Source organism: Planococcus sp. VCh962 (assembly GCF_057748275.1).
The window spans coordinates 110,121-128,725 of record NZ_JBYLHS010000001.1 but is presented as its reverse complement, the minus strand read 5'-3'; the positions used below and the strand labels follow the sequence as shown (position 1 = coordinate 128,725).

Genomic DNA, 18,605 nt, shown 5'->3' with positions numbered 1-18,605 from the left:
CCGCTATTCCTCATTTTCCGTTGTGTTTTGTTGTGACTTTAGATATTATCGAGTATGCAGGCAACGGACGTTTTAAAAAGTTTTAACAAGAAAAAGTAGGTGACATTCTTGCATCAAGGTAAATATATAAAATGGTTTGCAGTAGCAGCAACCGTCGGAATGCTTTTAATCCTGCTTGGCGGTGCTCTTGTCACCAAAACGGACAGCGGCATGGGCTGTGGCCGGTCGTGGCCAAGCTGCAATGGCGAATTGATTCCTGATGACATTACTGCTGAAGTCCTCATCGAATTTTCGCATCGGCTTGTTACAGGATCGGTCGGGATTTTAATCGTAATCTTAGCTGTCTGGGCTTGGATCAAATATGGCCATATCCGTGAAACCAAATTCTTAGCCTTCCTGGCGGTCTTTTTTTTAATTCTTCAAGCATTGATTGGCGCTGCCCAAGTATTATGGGGTCAAGGTGACTTTATTCTTGCGCTCCACTTCGGGATTTCCCTCATTTCTTTTGCATCTGTATTATTATTAACTTTGCTTGTTTTTGAGGTAGACCGGAAATTTGATGCAGACCGTCTCATAATCGGTAAGAAGTTAAAAATGCATACCATTGGCGTTACTTTGTATTCTTATATTGTGGTCTATACGGGTGCCCTTGTGCGCCATACAGAATCCAGTTTGATCTGTGCAGATTGGCCGTTGTGCCGTAACGATCAGTTCGCCCTTCCGAACAATATGTATGAATGGGTTCAAATGGGACACCGTGCTGCGGCAGGCTTGATTGTAATATGGTTGGCTTATATTGCCTGGCACGCTTTTAAAAATTACAAGGACCAGCGCGTCATTTATTGGGGATGGATCATCGCCTTTATTATCGTATTGCTCCAAGCCACTACCGGAATGCTGGTTGTCTTGACTAAATTGAATCTAGCTGTAGCACTTCTTCATTCCCTGTTAATTTCTCTGCTTTTCGGATTATTATGTTACATGATCCTGCTCGTTTCACGCAGCAGATTCAGCAATAAATAAAAAAACAGCCGGCGCATTTTATGCGCCGGCTGTTTTTTATACTCTTTCCATTTCTATCAAGAGGTCGCCAGTAGATATTCCTTCATTGGCACCTACATGTATTTCTTTTACTATGCCATTAAACGGCGCTTGCACTGTTGTTTCCATTTTCATGGCTTCTGTAACCAATAAATGTTCTCCGCGCTGCACTTTGGCACCGACTTCGGCTACCACTTTCAGTACAGTTCCCGGCATAGTCGCAGCAATATGCGATTCGTTTTTCAGATCCGCTTTCGGTCTTGCCAAAGCATCAGCTTCAACGGTCATATCTTGAATATTGACTTCACGCGGCTGACCATTCAGCTCAAAGTAAATTGTCCGGTGTCCGTCTTTTTGAGGTTCTCCGATTGACACCATCTTGATCATCAAGGTTTTCCCTTTTTCAATTTCTACTTCTATTTCTTCACCAAGTCTCATTCCATAGAGGAATGTCAAAGTATCTAAAACAGATACATTGCCGAACTGCTGATTGGTAGCGGTGTACTCTTCAAATACTTTTGGATAAAGCGCGTATGCTAAAATTTCCTGGCTTGTTACCGGCCGTTCCAATTTCTCGAATAAAGTTTTCTTGATTTCGTCAAAATCAGCGGGCTCTAATAATTCTCCTGGCCGGACAGTAATTGCCTGGCGTCCTTTTAACACTACCTTTTGAAGTTCTTCAGGGAATCCGCCATGCGGCTGTCCAATGTATCCTTCGAAGAATTCGATAACTGATTCAGGGAAGTCAATTGTTTGCCCACGCGTAATGACGCTTTCCTCGTCCAAATCGTTTTGCACCATAAACAACGCCATATCCCCTACAACTTTAGACGAAGGTGTTACTTTTACAACATCTCCAAATAACAAGTTGACGCGGGAATACATATTTTTCACTTCTTCCCAACGTAAGCCCAGGCCTACTGCTTTGGCTTGCTGCTGCAAATTGCTGTACTGGCCGCCTGGCATTTCATGGACATAAATTTCAGAATGCGGGCTGTTCATGCCGCTTTCGAAATCGCTGTAGTACTTGCGGACGTCTTCCCAATAGTGGGACAATTTTTCAATCGACTCGATATCAGTTCTAACTTCCCGCTTGCTTCCTTTCATTGCATAATAAAGCGAGTTTGCACTCGGCTGAGAAGTTAATCCCGCCATCGTTCCTAAAGCTGTATCAACGATGTCTACGCCTGCCTCAATAGCTTTTGCGTATAAATAAATGCCATTGCCGCTTGTATCATGGGTATGAAGATGAATAGGCAGTGAAACCGTGTCTTTCAACTCAGAAACTAACCGGTATGCCGCTTCAGGCTTCAATAATCCTGCCATATCCTTGATAGCTAAAATATGGGCTCCTGAAGCTTCTAATTCTTTTGCCATTTGTTTGTAATAGTCGACTGTATATTTATCTCGGCTCGGATCTAAAATATCTCCTGTATAACAAATAGCCGCTTCTGCCACTTTCCCGCTCTGGCGGACTTCATCTATTGCCACTTCCATGCCTTTGATCCAGTTTAAGCTATCAAAAATCCGGAATACATCAATGCCGGCATCCGCTGATTTGCGGACAAATTCACGAATCACATTATCCGGATAGTTTTTATACCCCACCGCATTTGCGCCGCGGAATAGCATTTGGAACAAAACATTCGGCACCTGTTCGCGAAGCTTGATCAACCGCTGCCATGGATCTTCTTTTAAGAAACGGTAAGATACATCAAATGTCGCGCCTCCCCACATTTCCATGGAGAACAGATCAGGCTGCAACCGGGCAGTCTCATTCGCAATAGCGAACATATCATGTGAACGCACACGTGTTGCCAATAATGATTGATGGGCGTCACGGAAAGTAGTATCTGTCAGCAAGACTTCTTTCTGGTCATGAATCCATTGAGTTAAGCCTTCAGGGCCATGCTGATCCAATATTTGTTTTGTTCCGCTTGGTGCCGGTGCGGATAAATCCACTTGCGGTTTTCTTGGAGCTGTATGGATTGGTTTCTTTTTCTTTTCAATACCCGGGAATCCATTGACTGTAATATTTCCGATATAAGTCAATAGTTTTGTCCCCCGGTCTTTACGCACCGGGAAGATGAACAATTCAGGCGTTGAATCGATAAAACTTGTGTCAAATTCGCCATTGATGAAATTTTTATGACGGACTACATTCTCTAAAAATGGGATATTCGTTTTAATTCCGCGAATCCGGAATTCTTGCAAGTTCCGGTCCATTTTCGCCGACGCTTCCTTAAACGTATTGCCCCATGTTGAAACTTTTACTAATAGCGAGTCGTAGAAAGGTGTAATAACCGCTCCTTGGAAACCGTTTCCAGCATCCAGGCGAACTCCGAAACCGCCACCTGACCGATAAACCATCAATTTCCCTGTATCCGGCATGAAGTCGTTCAAAGGATCTTCTGTTGTCACTCGTGACTGGATGGCAAAACCATTCAATGGAATATCCTGTTGTGCCGGAATTCCGATCTCTTCGCTGTGGACTGAAAGACCTTGCGCAATTTTGATTTGGGCATGGACAATATCGATGCCCGTCACCATCTCAGTGATTGTGTGTTCAACTTGGATTCGAGGGTTTACTTCAATGAAATAAAACTCATCGTTAGCAACTAAGAATTCTACAGTACCGGCATTTATGTAATTTATATTTTTCATAAGCTTAACTGCCGCATCGCAAATCTGATTTCTCAGTTCATTGCTGATTGAATTCGATGGCGCGATTTCCACCACTTTCTGGTGCCGCCGCTGTATCGAGCAATCCCGCTCATAAAGGTGGATGACGTTGCCTTCCACATCTCCGAGGATCTGCACTTCAATATGTTTTGGTTTGTCCACAAATTTTTCAACATACATTTCGTCTGATCCGAAAGCAGCTTTTGCTTCGGATTTTGCGCGTTCATACGCTGATGCCAGTTCTTCTTCCGTTCTGACTATGCGCATTCCGCGCCCGCCTCCGCCAAGAGATGCTTTAATCATTAGCGGGAACCCTGCTGTTTTGCTGAATTCTTCTACTTCCTCCAAAGATTCAACTGGCCCATCAGTTCCTGGAATAACCGGGATATTAGCCGCTATGGCCTGCTCCCGCGCTTTCACTTTATCGCCGAACATGTCAAGATGCCGGGAAGTTGGACCAATAAAGATAATCCCTTCTTCTTCGCATCGACGGGCGAAATGGACGTTTTCAGATAAAAAACCGTAACCTGGATGAATGGCGTCTACCCCAGAATCTTTTGCAATGCGTATAATGTCTTCAATATCCAAGTACGCATCAATCGGCTTCTTGCCTTTGCCGACTAAATAAGATTCATCCGCTTTGTAGCGATGATAGGAACCACTGTCTTCCTGTGAATAAATTGCAACCGTTGGAATTTTCAGTTCTGTACAAGCGCGGAAAACCCGAATTGCGATTTCTCCGCGGTTTGCCACTAAAATTTTGCTAATCGTTTTCACACCGCAGCACACCCTTTACTTTTTCGATTTTTCAAATTTGTGGAACATGGAAACATTCATTAATACTCCCATAGCTAACGATAACAAAATTACCGACGTTCCGCCATAGCTTATAAATGGTAATGTAACTCCGGTTAAGGGAATAAGGCCGCTCAAGCCTCCTAAATTTACGAAGGCTTGTATCCCGATCATACTGGAAACCCCTGTTGCCAGCATACGGGCAAGGGGATCTTTTGTCGTCATTGCAATCGAAAGACCACGCAATACGATGAAAGCCAATCCTCCAAGAACAAAAAGTACTCCCAACACACCCAGTTCTTCCGCTATGACAGACATGATGAAATCTGTATGCGGTTCTGGAAGGTAGCCAAGTTTTTGAATCGATTGGCCAAGACCCAGCCCACTAAGCCCACCAGAGCCGATTGCAAGGTAGCCATTGACGATTTGCAGCCCAAATCCAAGCTCATCCGAAAACGGGTTAAAAAAGGCATCCAGGCGCCCTAGGCGTTTTTCTGTAAAAATCATATCGGATGCAAAAAGCATGATTGGAACAATAAAAATTGCACAAGCTGCTATGACCCAGCCGGCCATCTTGGCAAAAAATTTAAAACTGATGCCGCTCGCTGCCATTACGGACAAGCCAACCGCACCAATGATCATCATTGATCCCAGATCCGGCTCGAAGAAAACGGAAAGCAGAACCAGAGTCAGGATAATGACAGGAGGCGCAATGGATTCATTTAATTTATTGATATTGCCTTTTTTGTATTTATTGGAGAAAACACCTGCCAAATAGAAAATGATCCCTACTTTAGCGACTTCTGATGGCTGTATATTAACAAAGCCTATGTCAATCCAGCTTCTGGCGCCTCCTGCTTCGTATCCAATGATGTGCACTAACAGCAAGCCTAAAAATATTACGGCCAGCACCGTCATCATCATCCATTTCTTGCCGAAATGTTTGTATGGGAAAATAGCGGCAATTGCGAACACCGGAAAAGCCAAAGAAAGGTTGATCAATTGCTGTATGTAAAAACGGTCCGGTTCATCGTCATAGTAATTCACCGACCAGGCCATGCTCGCGCTGTAAATCATAATCAAGCCGAACACTGCTAATGAGATGTAAACAAAAAATAAGGGATAGTCGAAATGTTTAGCGTATCTTCTGATGTATTGTTTCATTTTTATACCTCGATTTAGTAGATTAGTAAAAAAACTCAAACAAAGTGCGTTTGAGTTTTAAGTCACTTATTTGTATACGCTTCGTGTAAGATGGAAAGTTTCTTTTCCAGCGTATCCATTAAATTTTTTCCAGTTTCACGTTCGATTAACCCAAGCTTGACAGCAAAATCGATTTCACGTGAAAGTCCGAACATTTGTGTATCGAGCACTTCTTCATATAAAGGGCAAGAAGGCAAAGTCAAATTATCCATCTGAACTTTAATCAATTGCTCAATTTTTTCCGCATCCGCTTTGAGGAGTTCCAAAGCTTTCGCCTGGTAAGTTTGTTCTTCTGTATGTTCCATGAGGACTCCCCCATTTATTGATATTTATCCGCTTCAATGGCCGGTAAGGTTTCCCTCTGATTCAAGCGGGAAATCTACAGACCTTAAAAGTACGATTGGATCAACTAACAATCAGCGGGGATGAAAAACCCTCTAATTGAAGTTTCTCTTACCTCTATTAGCCTGTTTAAAGTGTATCTTCAATGGGTTAAAAATGCAAGCCTCTGCACAGGCTAGAATTAATCCCTTTAGCAATTTGCCTGGAAAAGGTATACTGAAAGAAGATCGATTATTTGATGGAGGGTTCGTAATGGAATTTATTGTACCATTTAAAGGAAAAGTGAAATTTAATATTGTTTTAGATCCAACCGTTTGGATTTTTGATGACCGCAGAATAGATTTAGAAACTTATTTTCTTGAAGACCGAAAAATCGTAGATGAAACTGAGGAATATAAACGCGGCATGGGCGAACATTGGTCACGCGAGATCATGGAAGGTGCCACCGTTCCCCAGACTCTTAAAACAGAGAAAAGGTATAACCGGCAAGAAAAGAATGAGATGATTACCGGCACTTTTGGAATCATATTCGCTCCTTTCCTCAAAAATGCAGAGCCCGAAGAAGATGCGAAGACAGTGGTATTTGAAACTGCTCAGGGTGAATTCGCTTTTCCAATCGGCGAAGCAAAAGAACTGATTTTCAAATTCAGTGAAAATGGAAAACCGTTAAAAGAAGACGGGCCAGTCCATGTTTTACATCCTGATGGATCCAATCAGGAAAATCCAATTACTGATGTATCTGCAATCCGAGTCGAATAGGAGTGAACAGCTATGCGCGTACAATGTGTAATCTGCGACACCATCGAAGAACTGGTCGATGATACACTCGAAGCAAAAAGATTACGAAACCGGCCAATTCATACTCATATGTGCAAAGCTTGCCACGATCGAATTACCGAACGCACGAAAGAAAGAATCGCAACCGGGTCTTTCCGTTTTTATAGAAGCTCTCGCAGAATTGAGGACGACTTCTGATGAAGCTGCTAAAAGGCATATGGATTGGGTTTTGGAGCGGCTTGCTTTTGGGAATTTTATTAAAATGGATTCAGTCAGTTACAGGTGAACGCGTTTATACGCTTTTGCTGAATGTGGATTTTGTCCCCTTGATTGGCAAAGTGGATTGGTCTGAGCCCGTTGAATTCGGATTCCATCTTGTTATATCGTTGCTGATTAGCATTGTTTATGTTTATCTTGCTAAACGGAGAGCTTATACATTTGGCCAGCTGGTTTTGTTCAGCCTTGCCATGTGTATACCGTTTTTCCTGCTCTATTTCCCGCTCGCCGCACTTGCAGTGCGTGAAGACGTGCCGGCGTTAACCGATGCCGGTGCGATCATTTACTGGATGTTTGCGCATTTGACCTATGCTTTGGCATTGCCGATTCTTTATAAAACATTTGAACGCAAAAACGCTGCATCTCAATGAGATGCAGCGTTTTCGCGTTTTTCGCGCCATAAGCGGATTTTATAAAGAATTAGGATTAGCGCGGCAATGACCAAACCTTCAACGACCGGCAGGAAGAAGGCTAAAAATGTTAGCCCTAAACCGCCGACAAGAAGGAATAATCCGATGACCGCATTTTTCCCGAATGATAGTTTTTTTGCAAAACCCAGTTTATAGACAAATGCCGACAATAAGAAGATGACGGCAAAGAGCGCGTATCCCGCTATTGTATAGTTCGGCAGATTTTCATATAAGACTCGAGCTACGGGATACATACTGTCATAGACAAAAGCTTGTTCGTCGCCCACAGATTATACACCCTTCCTAAATTGATTATTCTTCAATGGCAACTTTCTTTTTCTTAGCCATGCGCTCACGTTCGTTTTTATCAAGAATTTTTTTGCGCAAACGGATGTTTTGAGGAGTGATTTCACAATACTCATCATCTGCCAAATACTCAAGTGCTTCTTCAAGACTCATCAGACGAGCTTTTTTCAAAGTAGTTGTCTGGTCCTTGTTTGCTGAACGGATGTTTGTCGCCGCTTTGATTTTAACAATATTTACTGTCAAATCGCTGTCGCGGTTATGTTCGCCGACAATCATGCCTTCGTAAATCTCAGCGCCAACTTCAACAAATGCAGTTCCGCGGTCTTCGATGCCCATCAAGCCATAAGTTGAAACTTTTCCGCGCTCCATGGAAACCAATACACCTTGACGGCGTCCGCCAACGCGCCCTGAAGCGACTGGCTGGTAGCTGTCGAATGTGTGGTTGATGATTCCGTATCCGCGCGTCTGTGTCAGGAATTCAGTTGTATAACCGATCAATCCTCGTGCAGGAACGTTGAATACTAAGCGAACTTGTCCACTTCCGTTATTCACCATATCCAGCATTTCACCTTTGCGCTCACCCAGTGATTCAATGATTGCTCCAGTGTATTCTTCAGGCACGTCAACTTGTACACGTTCAACCGGTTCGCAGCGAACGCCGTCAACCATGCGTACAATTACTTCTGGTTTAGATACTTGAAGTTCGAATCCTTCACGGCGCATGTTCTCAATCAAGATAGACAAATGCAATTCGCCGCGGCCGGAAACGATCCAAGCATCAGGAGAATCTGTATTTTCTACACGCAACGATACATCCGTTTGTAATTGTGCGTCCAAACGTTCCTGGATTTTGCGTGAAGTGATCCATTTACCTTCTTTACCGGCAAACGGGCTATTGTTGACTAAGAAAGTCATTTGCAAAGTCGGTTCGTCAATGCGAAGAATCGGCAATGCTTCCTGATGGTCAGCCGGACAAACCGTCTCACCTACGTTGATGTCTTCCATACCAGAGATGGCAATCAAATCGCCAGCTTCAGCTTTTTGGATTTCAACCCGTTTCAGACCCATGAACCCGTGGATTTTCGTAACACGGAAGTTCTTGACAGAACCGTCTAATTTCATAAGGGCAACCGATTGTCCCACTTCGATTGTTCCGCGGAATACGCGTCCGATTCCGATACGGCCTACGTAGTCGCTGTAATCAAGAAGTGCAACCTGGAATTGAAGTGGCTCATCTCTGTTATCGATTGGCGCTGGCACGTGTTCCATAATGGCATCATAAATAACCTGCATGTTTTCTTCTTGATCTGCAGGATCAGATGAAAGGCTTGCAGTACCGTTCATACCTGAGGCAAAAACAACCGGGAATTCAAGCTGCTCGTCGTTAGCTTCAAGTTCGATGAACAATTCGATTACTTCGTCAACCACTTCTTCCGGACGAGCGAAATCGCGGTCAATTTTGTTTACAACAACGATTGGTTTCAAGTTTTGCTCCAATGCCTTTTTCAAAACAAAGCGAGTTTGCGGCATACAGCCTTCATAAGCATCTACTACAAGCAAAACACCATCAACCATTTTCATGATACGTTCCACTTCTCCGCCAAAGTCAGCGTGTCCCGGTGTATCCAAAATGTTGATTTTAGCGTCTTTATATTGAATTGCAGTATTTTTCGCAAGAATGGTAATTCCGCGTTCTCTTTCGATATCGTTCGAGTCCATCGCACGTTCTTCAACGTGTTCATTTGAACGGAAAATCCCTGACTGCTGTAGCAGTTGGTCCACCAAAGTTGTTTTACCATGGTCAACGTGGGCAATAATAGCAATGTTTCTTAAATCATTTCGTAAGTTAGTCATACTTTCACTCCAATATTCTTTTTTCATGTCCATAACTGTGTTAGTATAGCACATATAGGGAAAAAACCCTAAGACTTTATTTCAAGCAAACAGCGCAGGAGGAAAAAATTTTGAAAAACATAAAATGGATTTTCGTATTTTATTCACTGGCGGCACTTTTGTCAATGGCTGGCATTGGAATAGCAGTTGGCTTGCGCAGCATCCCTCTGATCCTTTTGGCGATATTGCTTCTTTGCGGAATTATGGGAATGGGCTTTAAAAAGAAAAAAGAAATGCGGGAAGCCGGATTACTTTAAACAGGTAGAAAGAGGGTGCGACATGTCGCATCCTCTTTTATTTTAACCGAATATAGTCAGATAGCATACGATTGTGTATCGAAGGATTGGCAGCAATAAAAGTATCTTGTTTAAGCAAGTTTGCAGGCTGGCCTGCAAATGTCGTTGTCACTGCTCCAACTTCCCCTGCAATGATGGCTCCTCCAGCAATATCCCACGGGGAAAGCCGCATTGATACATAGGCATCAATGCGTCCGCTTGCTAAAAATGCCAGTTCCAGTGCTGCTGAACCATACGAACGCGTACCACGGACTGCCCGCACCAGATCGATTGCCGCTTCATGATCAATGTATTTATTTGGCGCAAGCCACGTGGCATTGATGGCTACTATCGATTCCTCAATAGAAGTTTCAGCCAATGATTTCAGCTTTTCATCATTATAATAAGCGCCTCCACCTTGAACCGCATGATATAAATCATCATTTACGACGTCGTATATGTATCCCAGTTTTCCTTTTCCGTCCTCGTAGACTCCGAGGGAAATCGCAAAATTGCGCTTTTGGTGTACAAAATTCATCGTGCCATCAATGGGGTCAAGCATCCAGACGACACCCGACAGATCATTGATGGTGTCCCCAAATCCTTCTTCACCGAAAATCCGGTGGCCCGGGTAATCCTTTCTTATTCGTTCAATAAAAAATTGCTCAATTTCTTTATCAATATTTGTTACTAAATCATTTGCGTCGGATTTTGTTTCAATTGTGATATCGCTAATAAAAGAATTCCGGATTTTATGTCCTGCTTCTTTAATCAAAGATTTTATATATCGATCCATTGCATGCATTTCCATGTTTTCCGCCTCCCTATTTCTATCTATTATAACGAAAAAGGCACCTACTGTCTTATCCCAGTAGGTGCCTTTAAGTGATAGATTTGTCAAAGCGCATGAAGTGCCTCCAGTTCTACATATATTTCATGTAGCCGTTTTTTGCTTTTATCAGCTTCATGGCCATTTTTTTCTTGCATGGCACTATACAAAGAAGCAAGTTCATAGTCAAGTTCAAGTTTCAACACATTAATATATTCTTTCTCTATCTCTGCTTTGCGAATGATTTGAATCATCTGTTTCATAATGAGCACCCCTTTCCCTTCGCATTTCGATAATTCAGATAATTATAAATATAAATGCTGTAAAAATCAAGAGTCAAATGGCGTTTTAGGAAAAACTTATTTATATTCTTTCTTCCCAAACTTCGTTAAAATGAAACCTGTGAAATAGACAAAGGAGGAAATAAAATTGACGTCTTTTTGGAATGAACAAGATTTTGAAGTGTTTGAAACTCCCGGGCTGCAAGAGCGCATGGAGATGCTGACGGAACGCGTCCGTCCAAAATTTGAAGAATTGGGCAAATTCTATTCCTCATTTTTTTCAGCAGTGACTGGAGATGAGTTTTTCCCTCACGTAGCCAAACATATGCGGCGCACTGTAAATCCGCCAAACGACAGCTGGGTTGCTTTTGCTCCATATAAAAGAGGCTACAAAGCAGTACCCCATTTTCAAATCGGATTGTGGAACAGCCATGTTTTCATTATTTTGGCTGTCATTTATGAAGCTCCAGGAAAAAGCGCTATGGCTCAAAATCTAATCGATGATAATGTCCTCAGTGCATTGCCTGGAGATTTCATGGTTTCAGGCGACCATATGAAACCTGAAGCGACACCACTGGAAGAAATGTCAGATGATGAGTTGAACAAGCTGGTTATACGCTTGCGAGATGTTAAAAAAGGTGAACTGGTCATTGGACGCCACCTTCCAAAAGAGCGCGCAGCCAATCTTAGTGAAGAAGATTTCAAAGAATTTGCAGAAGAAACATTCGCGGCTCTCTTGCCGATTTATAAAACACTCTTACAGAAAGAAAAAATGCCACAGCGATAAGCTGTGGCATTTTTAGATTCTAAAATTTGAAGCGAGCTATTTTTATTTCTTTTGAACTCTAATTAAATCATTATCATTTCTAACTTTCATTTCTTTGATCACCGGAAAGCTGGCATAGCCGCTTTCTTCTTCAAATTCCCGGAAATACGTCTTTTCTTCTGCAATAGATGGTACGATTTCTTTGAAGCGGCGATATCGGGCCATCATATTATCACGCTTGATGCCTTTTTCGTACGCCAATTCAATCCCTTCAAAAAATGTCACTACATCAATTATTTCGTCTGTTGTCCAGTCGATTGAAAACGGATAAGAATAATCCATTATTAATCCCTACTTTCATGGTGTAATTGCCCATCTTGTCCGAATCTCGACCGCTTCCTTGACCATCCGGTCCATTAGCTCCTGAACAGTTGGCACATCTTTGATCAAGCCTGTCACTTGGCCCGCCCATCCAAATCCTTCAGTCAATTTCCCGTCATAAATATACCTTTTGTTTGCGTTGCCACTGACGTAGTCACGCAATGCTTCATAACTTGGGGTTACTGATTCAATTTCCAGGATTTTATTGGTCCAGCTGTTTTTGAGGGTACGGGCCGGAGCGCCGATGCTTTTCTTAATTATAACCGTATCGCTTTCGGTGCTGTCAACCAAGGCCTTTTTATATTCTTCTGAAGCATGGACACATTCTTTAGTCGCAATAAAACGGGTACCCATTTCAATTCCTTCTGCTCCCAGTGCATGCGCAGCCATCCACCCTCTCCCATCCCCGATGCCGCCTGATGCGATGACCGGAATGGAAACAGCATCAACCACTTGGGGAATCAGCACCATCGTACCGATATCATCCCTTCCCAAATGCCCGCCGCCTTCATGGCCGACCACCATCACTGCATCCGCTCCCAGCTCTTCTGCTTTTTGGGCTTGGCGCCTCGCAGCAACGAGCACCAGTTTCTTGATAGGCGTTCCTTTTAATTGTTCAAAAATCGGAGTTGGATTCCCTCCTGTCATAGAAACTACCGGCACCTCTTCTTCAATTGCCACATCAAGCATATGCGCGAACGGTCTGCCGTGCTCACCGATTGCAAAATTAACGCCGAAAGGCTGATCCGTCAATTGCCGAACTTTACGTATCTCTTCTCTAAGCAATTCTGGAGATGACAAACTCATCGCCGTAATCTGCCCAAGTCCTCCAGCATTGGAAACAGCTGCTGCGAGCTCTGCATATGCCAGATATGCCAGCCCACCCTGTACTATTGGAAGACGCGTCCCTAATAATTCGGTTATTCTTGTAGAAAAATTCATGTGCATGATTCCCTCCCTTTTATTTTCTGTATTCGCTAGAACATGCTAAAATCCTTTTATTTTTATAGTATAGCTTTGTACAACATGCTATAATTCAGTTTGTTTTCATTTTATAAAGTGAGGTGGGTTACCATTGTCTCAATTAGAAACTCCGTTATTCGATGCGCTTCTAAAGCATCGCAATCGGCACCCAATTCAGTTCCATATTCCTGGACATAAAAAAGGGCAAGGCGTAGATCCTGCTTTCCGGGAATTTGTAGGCGATAATGTATTATCGATCGATTTGATCAATATTGCTCCTTTGGATGATCTCCATTCGCCAAAAGGTGCCATTAAACAAGCACAGGAATTAGCAGCGCAGGCTTTTGGCGCGGATTACACATTTTTCTCTGTTCAAGGGACAAGCGGCGCCATAATGACCATGATTTTAAGTGTTGTCGGCCCGAATGACAAAATTCTTGTTCCACGAAATGTCCATAAATCAATTATGTCAGCTATTGTTTTTGCCGGTGCCATCCCTATCTTCATCCATCCGGAAGTAGATAGGGAATTGGGAATTTCCCATGGAATATCCGCAGAAGCAGTAGAAAAAGCGTTGATTGAATATCCCGATGCTAAAGCCGTACTTGTCATCAATCCGACTTATTTTGGTGTAGCAGCTGACTTGAAACGGATCGTTGATATTGCTCATGGCCGAAACATACCGGTTTTAGTAGATGAAGCACACGGGGTTCATATTCACTTCCATCAATCATTGCCGGTATCGGCTATGGCAGCTGGAGCCGATATGGCTGCTACATCCGTCCACAAGCTAGGCGGCTCTATGACGCAAAGTTCTGTATTAAACGTTCGTGAAGGGCTGGTATCTTCAAAACGTGTCCAGTCGACACTTTCCATGTTGACAACTACTTCAACTTCTTATCCAATCCTTGCTTCACTTGATACTGCGCGCAGGCAATTAGCCATTCATGGCTTTGACCTGATTGACCAAGCTATTCGGCTGTCACAGGATGCACGGAAGCGGATCAATAAAATTCCACATTTGTATTGTGTTGGCAAAGAGATTTTGAATACATCGGCAACTTATGATATGGATCCAACGAAACTGCTGATCAGTGTCAAAAATCTTGGCATTACTGGTCATCAAGCAGAAGAATGGTTAAGGGAAAATGCCAATATTGAAGTTGAGCTGTCGGATTTATATAATATTCTTTGCTTGGTGACAATTGGTGATACGCGAAAAGAACTAAATCTCCTGATTAATGCGCTTCAACGGATGAGTAAAGCCTATGAGAGCGATGCAGCAGTAATCGAGCCTGTCGTCCTCTTACCGGATATCCCGCGCCTTGCTATGACCCCTAGAGATGCTTTTTATGCAACCACAGAAGTGATTTCCATCGAAGATGCAGTCGGACGCATTTCAGCTGAATTTATTATGGTCTATCCGCCCGGCATTCCGATTTTCATCCCTGGCGAAATCATTACGCAGGAAAATATCGCTTATATCGATATGAATATCAAAGCCGGCCTTCCAGTTCAAGGTCCGGAAGACGATACATTGAAAAAGCTTCGAGTCATTAAAGAACAACAAGCAATACGTTAAATGAAATAACGGCCAGGAAGCATTGTTCATTGCTTCCTGGCCGTTTTTTATTGATTTACGCCTTCGATTTCTTCTGGATTGATGAATGAGTAACCTTTTGCCTGTAAGCCTTCGATAATTTCCGGCAGCGCTTTTGCGGTCCATTCACGGTCATGCATCAACAGATTAGAACCATTTCTTAAAAATTCCGTATTGACCATAATGTCGGCCAATGCAACAGGATCCATGTATTGCTTCTCCCAATCATAGCCATATGACCAGTTCATCAATAGCATTCCTTCCTGAGCCGTCAGCGACTTGCTGAAGTCTGTATTAGAACCATTGGGGGCTCTAAAAAACTTAGGTTTTTCCCCAATAATTTGCTCAACGGTCTCACTCAGCGATAAAATTTCTTCACGCTGCTGTTCTTCTCCGATGGTTTTTAAATTGGCATGAGTAGAAGTATGATTGCCAATAGCAAAACCCATCTCATGAATTTTTTTCAAATTCGCTTTTTCTTCATCTGTATCTAGGAAATGGTCATTAACAAAGAATATGGCTGGAACATTTTTCTCTTTTAAAATAGATGCCATTTCGACCGAATGATCATCCGGCGCATCGTCAATGGTAATTAACACCGCTTCAGCGGGTGCCTCCCCAATCGGTTCCAAGCTCCAATTTTGTGGATTAAGCCTGTACTTGGGCTCCGCAGCCAACTCTATGGGTTCTTTTTCTGGTTCCTCAACCGGTTCTTCAGCTTTCTCGGTTTTCTGCTCTTCTTCGGTTTTGTCAGGTGCTGCTGGAGCAGCTTCTTCTGTTTCTGCAGCTTTGTCACTGCCGCCAGTATTTGTATTTTCGTCACTGCAAGCTGCCATCAAGGCGAGTCCTGCTGCCAATAAAAACCACTTTTTATGTATCATACCATTATCACCTGCCGCCCTTTCTCTACCGGACAAATTTTACCATAATTGGTCAAAAGAAAAAAGGAGTCCACATTAAAATGCGGACTCCTTTTCAGTTTACTTAATGATGTGGATTGGTGTTCCAAGCGCTACTTCCGCAGCTTCCATAGTAATTTCAGCTAAAGTCGGGTGAGCATGGATTGTCATTGCAATATCTTCCACAGTCATTCCTGCTTCGATTGCAAGCCCTAACTCAGCAATCATATCAGAAGCCCCTGCACCCACGATGTGAGCGCCAAGAAGCAACCCGTCTGATTTGCGTGAAACAAGTTTCACGAAACCGTCAGCTGCATTTAATGACAATGCACGGCCGTTTGCCCCAAATGGGAATTTAGCTGCTGTAATTTCAAATCCTTCATTTTTAGCTTGCTCTTCGGTTAAACCGACGCTTGCAAGTTCTGGATCGGTAAAGCATACAGCTGGAATTGCCAAGTAATCAACAACAGATTTTTCTCCAGCAATCGCTTCTGCAGCGATTTTGCCTTCGTAAGAAGCTTTGTGCGCCAATTGAAGTCCAGCGACAACATCACCGATTGCATAGATGTTAGAGATGCTTGTACGGCATTGTTTGTCTACTTCGATCAAACCGCGTTCAGACATTTTAAGGCCAAGTTCTTCAAGACCCATTTCGTCTGTATTCGGACGGCGTCCAACTGTTACAAGAACATAATCCGCTTCGACCGTTTTTTCTTCGCCGCCTGCTTCGTATGTTACAGTAACACCATTTTCTGATTCTTCAACGCCTATAGCAGACGCTTTAGTAATCACTTCGACGCCTTTTTTCTTCAAGCCTTTTTTAACGATAGCTGTCATTTGCTTTTCAAATCCAGCAAGAATATCAGGTGCGCCTTCAAGGATGGTTACAGATGAACCCATGTTTGCATACGCTGTTCCAAGCTCAGTACCGATATATCCGCCGCCGATAACGACTAATTTTCCAGGTACTTCCTGAAGGTTTAACGCTCCAGTTGAGTTGATTACACGTTTTGTAAATTTAAATGTCGGAATTTCTACAGGACGAGAACCTGTAGCGATGATAGCGTTTTTAAATTTATAAGTTTGTGCTGAGTTTTCATTGATCACACGGATTGAAGTGTCATCGACAAAATAAGCTTCACCGCGGACGATTTCCACTTTATTGCCTTTAAGCAATGATTCAACGCCGCCAGTCAATTTGTTCACAACGCCGTTTTTGAATTCCTGCGCTTTTTCAAAGTTAAGGGAAACTTCTTTAGCGACAACTCCCATAGCATCTGAGTGCTGCGCTTCTTCAAAACGGTGCCCTACAGAAATCAGGGCTTTTGAAGGGATACATCCCACGTTTAAGCAAACGCCTCCGATGTATTCTTTCTCAACGATTGTTACTTTTTGTCCAGTTTGTGCTGCGCGGATAGCTGCTACATATCCACCAGGGCCTGAACCGATGACGAGCGTGTCTGTTTCGATTGGAAAATCTCCTACTACCATAAGTTTTACGCCTCCATTAATAGTAATTCAGGTTGACTTAATAAACGCTTAATGTGATTTAACGCATGCTGTGCTGTTGCTCCATCAATCATTCTGTGATCGAAGCTCAAAGATAATGCTAACACAGGTGCTGCCACAATTTCACCATTTTTAATTACCGGTTTTTCAGCAATACGGCCGATTCCAAGGATGGCAACTTCCGGATGGTTGATGACCGGAGTGAACCATTGTCCGCCTGCAGACCCGATATTTGTGATTGAACAAGAAGCGCCTTTCATTTCAGCAGGGCTCAATTTTCCGTCACGGGCTTTAGTAGCAAGTTTATTGATTTCATCCGAAATGGCAAAGACAGACTTACGGTCAGCGTTCTTGATGACTGGCACAAGAAGGCCTTTCTCTGTATCTGCAGCAATTCCGATATTGTAGTAATGCTTCTGGATTACTTCGCTTGTTTCATCATCAAACGATGTATTCAATGCCGGGAATTCACGCAAAGTGCTCACTAGCGCTTTCACCACATACGGCAAGTAAGTTAGTTTGATTTCTTTTTCGGCTGCAATGTCTTTGAACTTTTTGCGGTGAGCAACAAGTTCTGTAACATCCACTTCGTCCATCAAGGTTACATGTGGAGCAGTGTGTTTCGAATGGACCATCGCTTTTGCAATCGCTCTGCGCATGCCAGACATTTTCTCGCGTGTTTCCGGGAAGTCGCCTTCCAATACAGGCGCCGCTTTCGGTGCTGCTTCTTGCGCTTCTTTTTGCGGAGCTGCTTGTGCTGTTTCTTCTGCAGCAGGCGCCGCAGCAGTTTGCTGGTCACCGCTCAAGAATGATTCTACATCTTCTTTTAAGATACGGCCGTTATTGCCAGAACCTGAAACTTGTGTGATGTCGACATCTTTGTCGCGCGCAAATTTACGGACAGACGGCATCGCGATAACACGTGCATTCGGATCCCCTTCAGCAGTTTGAGGTTGTGCCCCTGCTCCTGTCGCCCCTTCAGGCTGTTCAGCTTTAACAGGTTCTCTGTCAATCTTTTGGCTGGATTCAGCAGTACTGGACTGTACAAGTTCTTCCGTTTTTTCTTCCACTTGAGTCGTGTTGCTGTCCTGGCCGGAATGGCTGCCTTTAAATTGGATATCTTCAGCATCTGGTGCATCGATAAGAACCAATACATCTCCAACTACAGCAACTGTTCCTTCTTCAACGAGGATTTCCTGGATAGTACCTGTTACTGGTGAAGGCATTTCAACAACCGCTTTGTCGTTTTGCACTTCAAAAAGAATATCGTCTTCTTCGATTGTATCTCCTACTTTGACGAACCATTTTACGATTTCACCTTCATGGATACCTTCTCCGATATCCGGTAAACGAAATTCAAAAGCCATTATTTTCACC

At 43.2% G+C, this 18,605-nt stretch carries 19 protein-coding genes; 7 read left to right on the top strand and 12 right to left on the bottom strand.

The window, feature by feature from the left end:
* Nucleotides 1-108: 108 nt before the first annotated feature.
* Nucleotides 109-1,023: a COX15/CtaA family protein gene (locus AC3AQ9_RS00600; protein WP_488305527.1), complete on the top strand. Its 915-nt coding sequence runs from the start codon at nt 109-111 to the stop codon at nt 1,021-1,023.
* A 36-nt stretch (nt 1,024-1,059) separates the two neighbouring features.
* Here the strand turns inward: AC3AQ9_RS00600 and pyc are convergent, their stop codons facing one another.
* The 3 genes from pyc to AC3AQ9_RS00585 form a co-directional block, all read right to left on the bottom strand.
* A complete protein-coding gene (gene pyc, locus AC3AQ9_RS00595; RefSeq protein ID WP_488305526.1) occupies nt 1,060-4,500 on the bottom strand; it encodes a pyruvate carboxylase in 3,441 nt (1,146 codons plus the stop codon).
* 15 nt (nt 4,501-4,515) lie between these two features.
* Nucleotides 4,516-5,682 carry an FtsW/RodA/SpoVE family cell cycle protein gene (locus AC3AQ9_RS00590; RefSeq protein ID WP_488305525.1) on the bottom strand — a complete coding sequence of 389 codons (1,167 nt, stop codon included), beginning with the start codon at nt 5,680-5,682 and terminating at the stop codon, nt 4,516-4,518.
* A 62-nt stretch (nt 5,683-5,744) separates the two neighbouring features.
* On the bottom strand, nt 5,745-6,026 hold the full coding sequence (locus tag AC3AQ9_RS00585; RefSeq protein ID WP_488305524.1) for an Fpa/YlaN family protein: 282 nt from the start codon (nt 6,024-6,026) through the stop codon (nt 5,745-5,747).
* A 289-nt stretch (nt 6,027-6,315) separates the two neighbouring features.
* Here AC3AQ9_RS00585 and AC3AQ9_RS00580 point away from each other — a divergent pair, with 289 nt between their 5' ends.
* From AC3AQ9_RS00580 to AC3AQ9_RS00570, 3 genes are read left to right on the top strand one after another with little or no spacing between them, the layout of a single operon-like run.
* Complete coding sequence (locus AC3AQ9_RS00580; RefSeq protein ID WP_488305523.1) at nt 6,316-6,822, top strand: peptidyl-prolyl cis-trans isomerase; 507 nt, start codon at nt 6,316-6,318, stop codon at nt 6,820-6,822.
* 12 nt (nt 6,823-6,834) lie between these two features.
* Nucleotides 6,835-7,038: a YlaI family protein gene (locus tag AC3AQ9_RS00575; protein ID WP_488305522.1), complete on the top strand. Its 204-nt coding sequence runs from the start codon at nt 6,835-6,837 to the stop codon at nt 7,036-7,038.
* Nucleotides 7,038-7,487, top strand: a complete 450-nt coding sequence (locus AC3AQ9_RS00570; protein ID WP_488305521.1) for a hypothetical protein — start codon at nt 7,038-7,040, stop codon at nt 7,485-7,487. Before AC3AQ9_RS00575 ends, AC3AQ9_RS00570 begins: the two co-directional genes overlap by 1 nt.
* Here AC3AQ9_RS00570 and AC3AQ9_RS00565 read toward each other — a convergent pair.
* Nucleotides 7,481-7,780, bottom strand: a complete 300-nt coding sequence (locus AC3AQ9_RS00565) for a YlaH-like family protein (protein ID WP_437150477.1) — start codon at nt 7,778-7,780, stop codon at nt 7,481-7,483. The genes AC3AQ9_RS00570 and AC3AQ9_RS00565 overlap by 7 nt on opposite strands.
* 58 nt (nt 7,781-7,838) lie before the next feature.
* Nucleotides 7,839-9,686 carry a translational GTPase TypA gene (typA, locus tag AC3AQ9_RS00560; protein WP_488305520.1) on the bottom strand — a complete coding sequence of 616 codons (1,848 nt, stop codon included), beginning with the start codon at nt 9,684-9,686 and terminating at the stop codon, nt 7,839-7,841.
* 110 nt (nt 9,687-9,796) lie between these two features.
* On the opposite strand from typA, the gene AC3AQ9_RS00555 reads away from it, so the two are divergent.
* Complete coding sequence (locus tag AC3AQ9_RS00555; protein WP_488305519.1) at nt 9,797-9,982, top strand: YlaF family protein; 186 nt, start codon at nt 9,797-9,799, stop codon at nt 9,980-9,982.
* A 37-nt stretch (nt 9,983-10,019) separates the two neighbouring features.
* On the opposite strand, the gene AC3AQ9_RS00550 is transcribed toward AC3AQ9_RS00555, so the two are convergent.
* Nucleotides 10,020-10,811 carry an inositol monophosphatase family protein gene (locus AC3AQ9_RS00550; RefSeq protein WP_488305518.1) on the bottom strand — a complete coding sequence of 264 codons (792 nt, stop codon included), beginning with the start codon at nt 10,809-10,811 and terminating at the stop codon, nt 10,020-10,022.
* An 86-nt stretch (nt 10,812-10,897) separates the two neighbouring features.
* Nucleotides 10,898-11,092 (bottom strand): YkzI domain-containing protein, encoded by a 195-nt coding sequence (locus AC3AQ9_RS00545; protein WP_488305517.1) that lies wholly within the window; start codon nt 11,090-11,092, stop codon nt 10,898-10,900.
* A 166-nt stretch (nt 11,093-11,258) separates the two neighbouring features.
* Here AC3AQ9_RS00545 and AC3AQ9_RS00540 point away from each other — a divergent pair, with 166 nt between their 5' ends.
* Nucleotides 11,259-11,897, top strand: a complete 639-nt coding sequence (locus AC3AQ9_RS00540) for a YktB family protein (RefSeq protein ID WP_488305516.1) — start codon at nt 11,259-11,261, stop codon at nt 11,895-11,897.
* A 42-nt stretch (nt 11,898-11,939) separates the two neighbouring features.
* Here AC3AQ9_RS00540 and AC3AQ9_RS00535 read toward each other — a convergent pair whose 3' ends face one another.
* On the bottom strand, nt 11,940-12,218 hold the full coding sequence (locus AC3AQ9_RS00535) for a UPF0223 family protein (protein ID WP_488305515.1): 279 nt from the start codon (nt 12,216-12,218) through the stop codon (nt 11,940-11,942).
* Nucleotides 12,219-12,233: 15 nt separating this feature from the next.
* A complete protein-coding gene (locus AC3AQ9_RS00530) occupies nt 12,234-13,199 on the bottom strand; it encodes an NAD(P)H-dependent flavin oxidoreductase (RefSeq protein ID WP_488305514.1) in 966 nt (321 codons plus the stop codon).
* A 133-nt stretch (nt 13,200-13,332) separates the two neighbouring features.
* Between AC3AQ9_RS00530 and AC3AQ9_RS00525 the strand changes: the two genes are divergently transcribed.
* On the top strand, nt 13,333-14,802 hold the full coding sequence (locus tag AC3AQ9_RS00525; RefSeq protein WP_488305513.1) for an aminotransferase class I/II-fold pyridoxal phosphate-dependent enzyme: 1,470 nt from the start codon (nt 13,333-13,335) through the stop codon (nt 14,800-14,802).
* A 47-nt stretch (nt 14,803-14,849) separates the two neighbouring features.
* On the opposite strand, the gene AC3AQ9_RS00520 is transcribed toward AC3AQ9_RS00525, so the two are convergent.
* From AC3AQ9_RS00520 to AC3AQ9_RS00510, 3 genes are all read right to left on the bottom strand, one after another.
* The gene (locus tag AC3AQ9_RS00520) at nt 14,850-15,701 is read right to left on the bottom strand and encodes a polysaccharide deacetylase family protein (protein WP_488305512.1); all 852 of its coding nucleotides are present in this window, start codon (nt 15,699-15,701) and stop codon (nt 14,850-14,852) included.
* A gap of 99 nt (nt 15,702-15,800) precedes the next feature.
* Nucleotides 15,801-17,210 carry a dihydrolipoyl dehydrogenase gene (gene lpdA, locus AC3AQ9_RS00515; RefSeq protein WP_488305511.1) on the bottom strand — a complete coding sequence of 470 codons (1,410 nt, stop codon included), beginning with the start codon at nt 17,208-17,210 and terminating at the stop codon, nt 15,801-15,803.
* Between the two features lie 5 nt (nt 17,211-17,215).
* On the bottom strand, nt 17,216-18,595 hold the full coding sequence (locus tag AC3AQ9_RS00510; protein ID WP_488305510.1) for a dihydrolipoamide acetyltransferase family protein: 1,380 nt from the start codon (nt 18,593-18,595) through the stop codon (nt 17,216-17,218).
* Between the last annotated feature and the right edge of the window lie 10 nt (nt 18,596-18,605).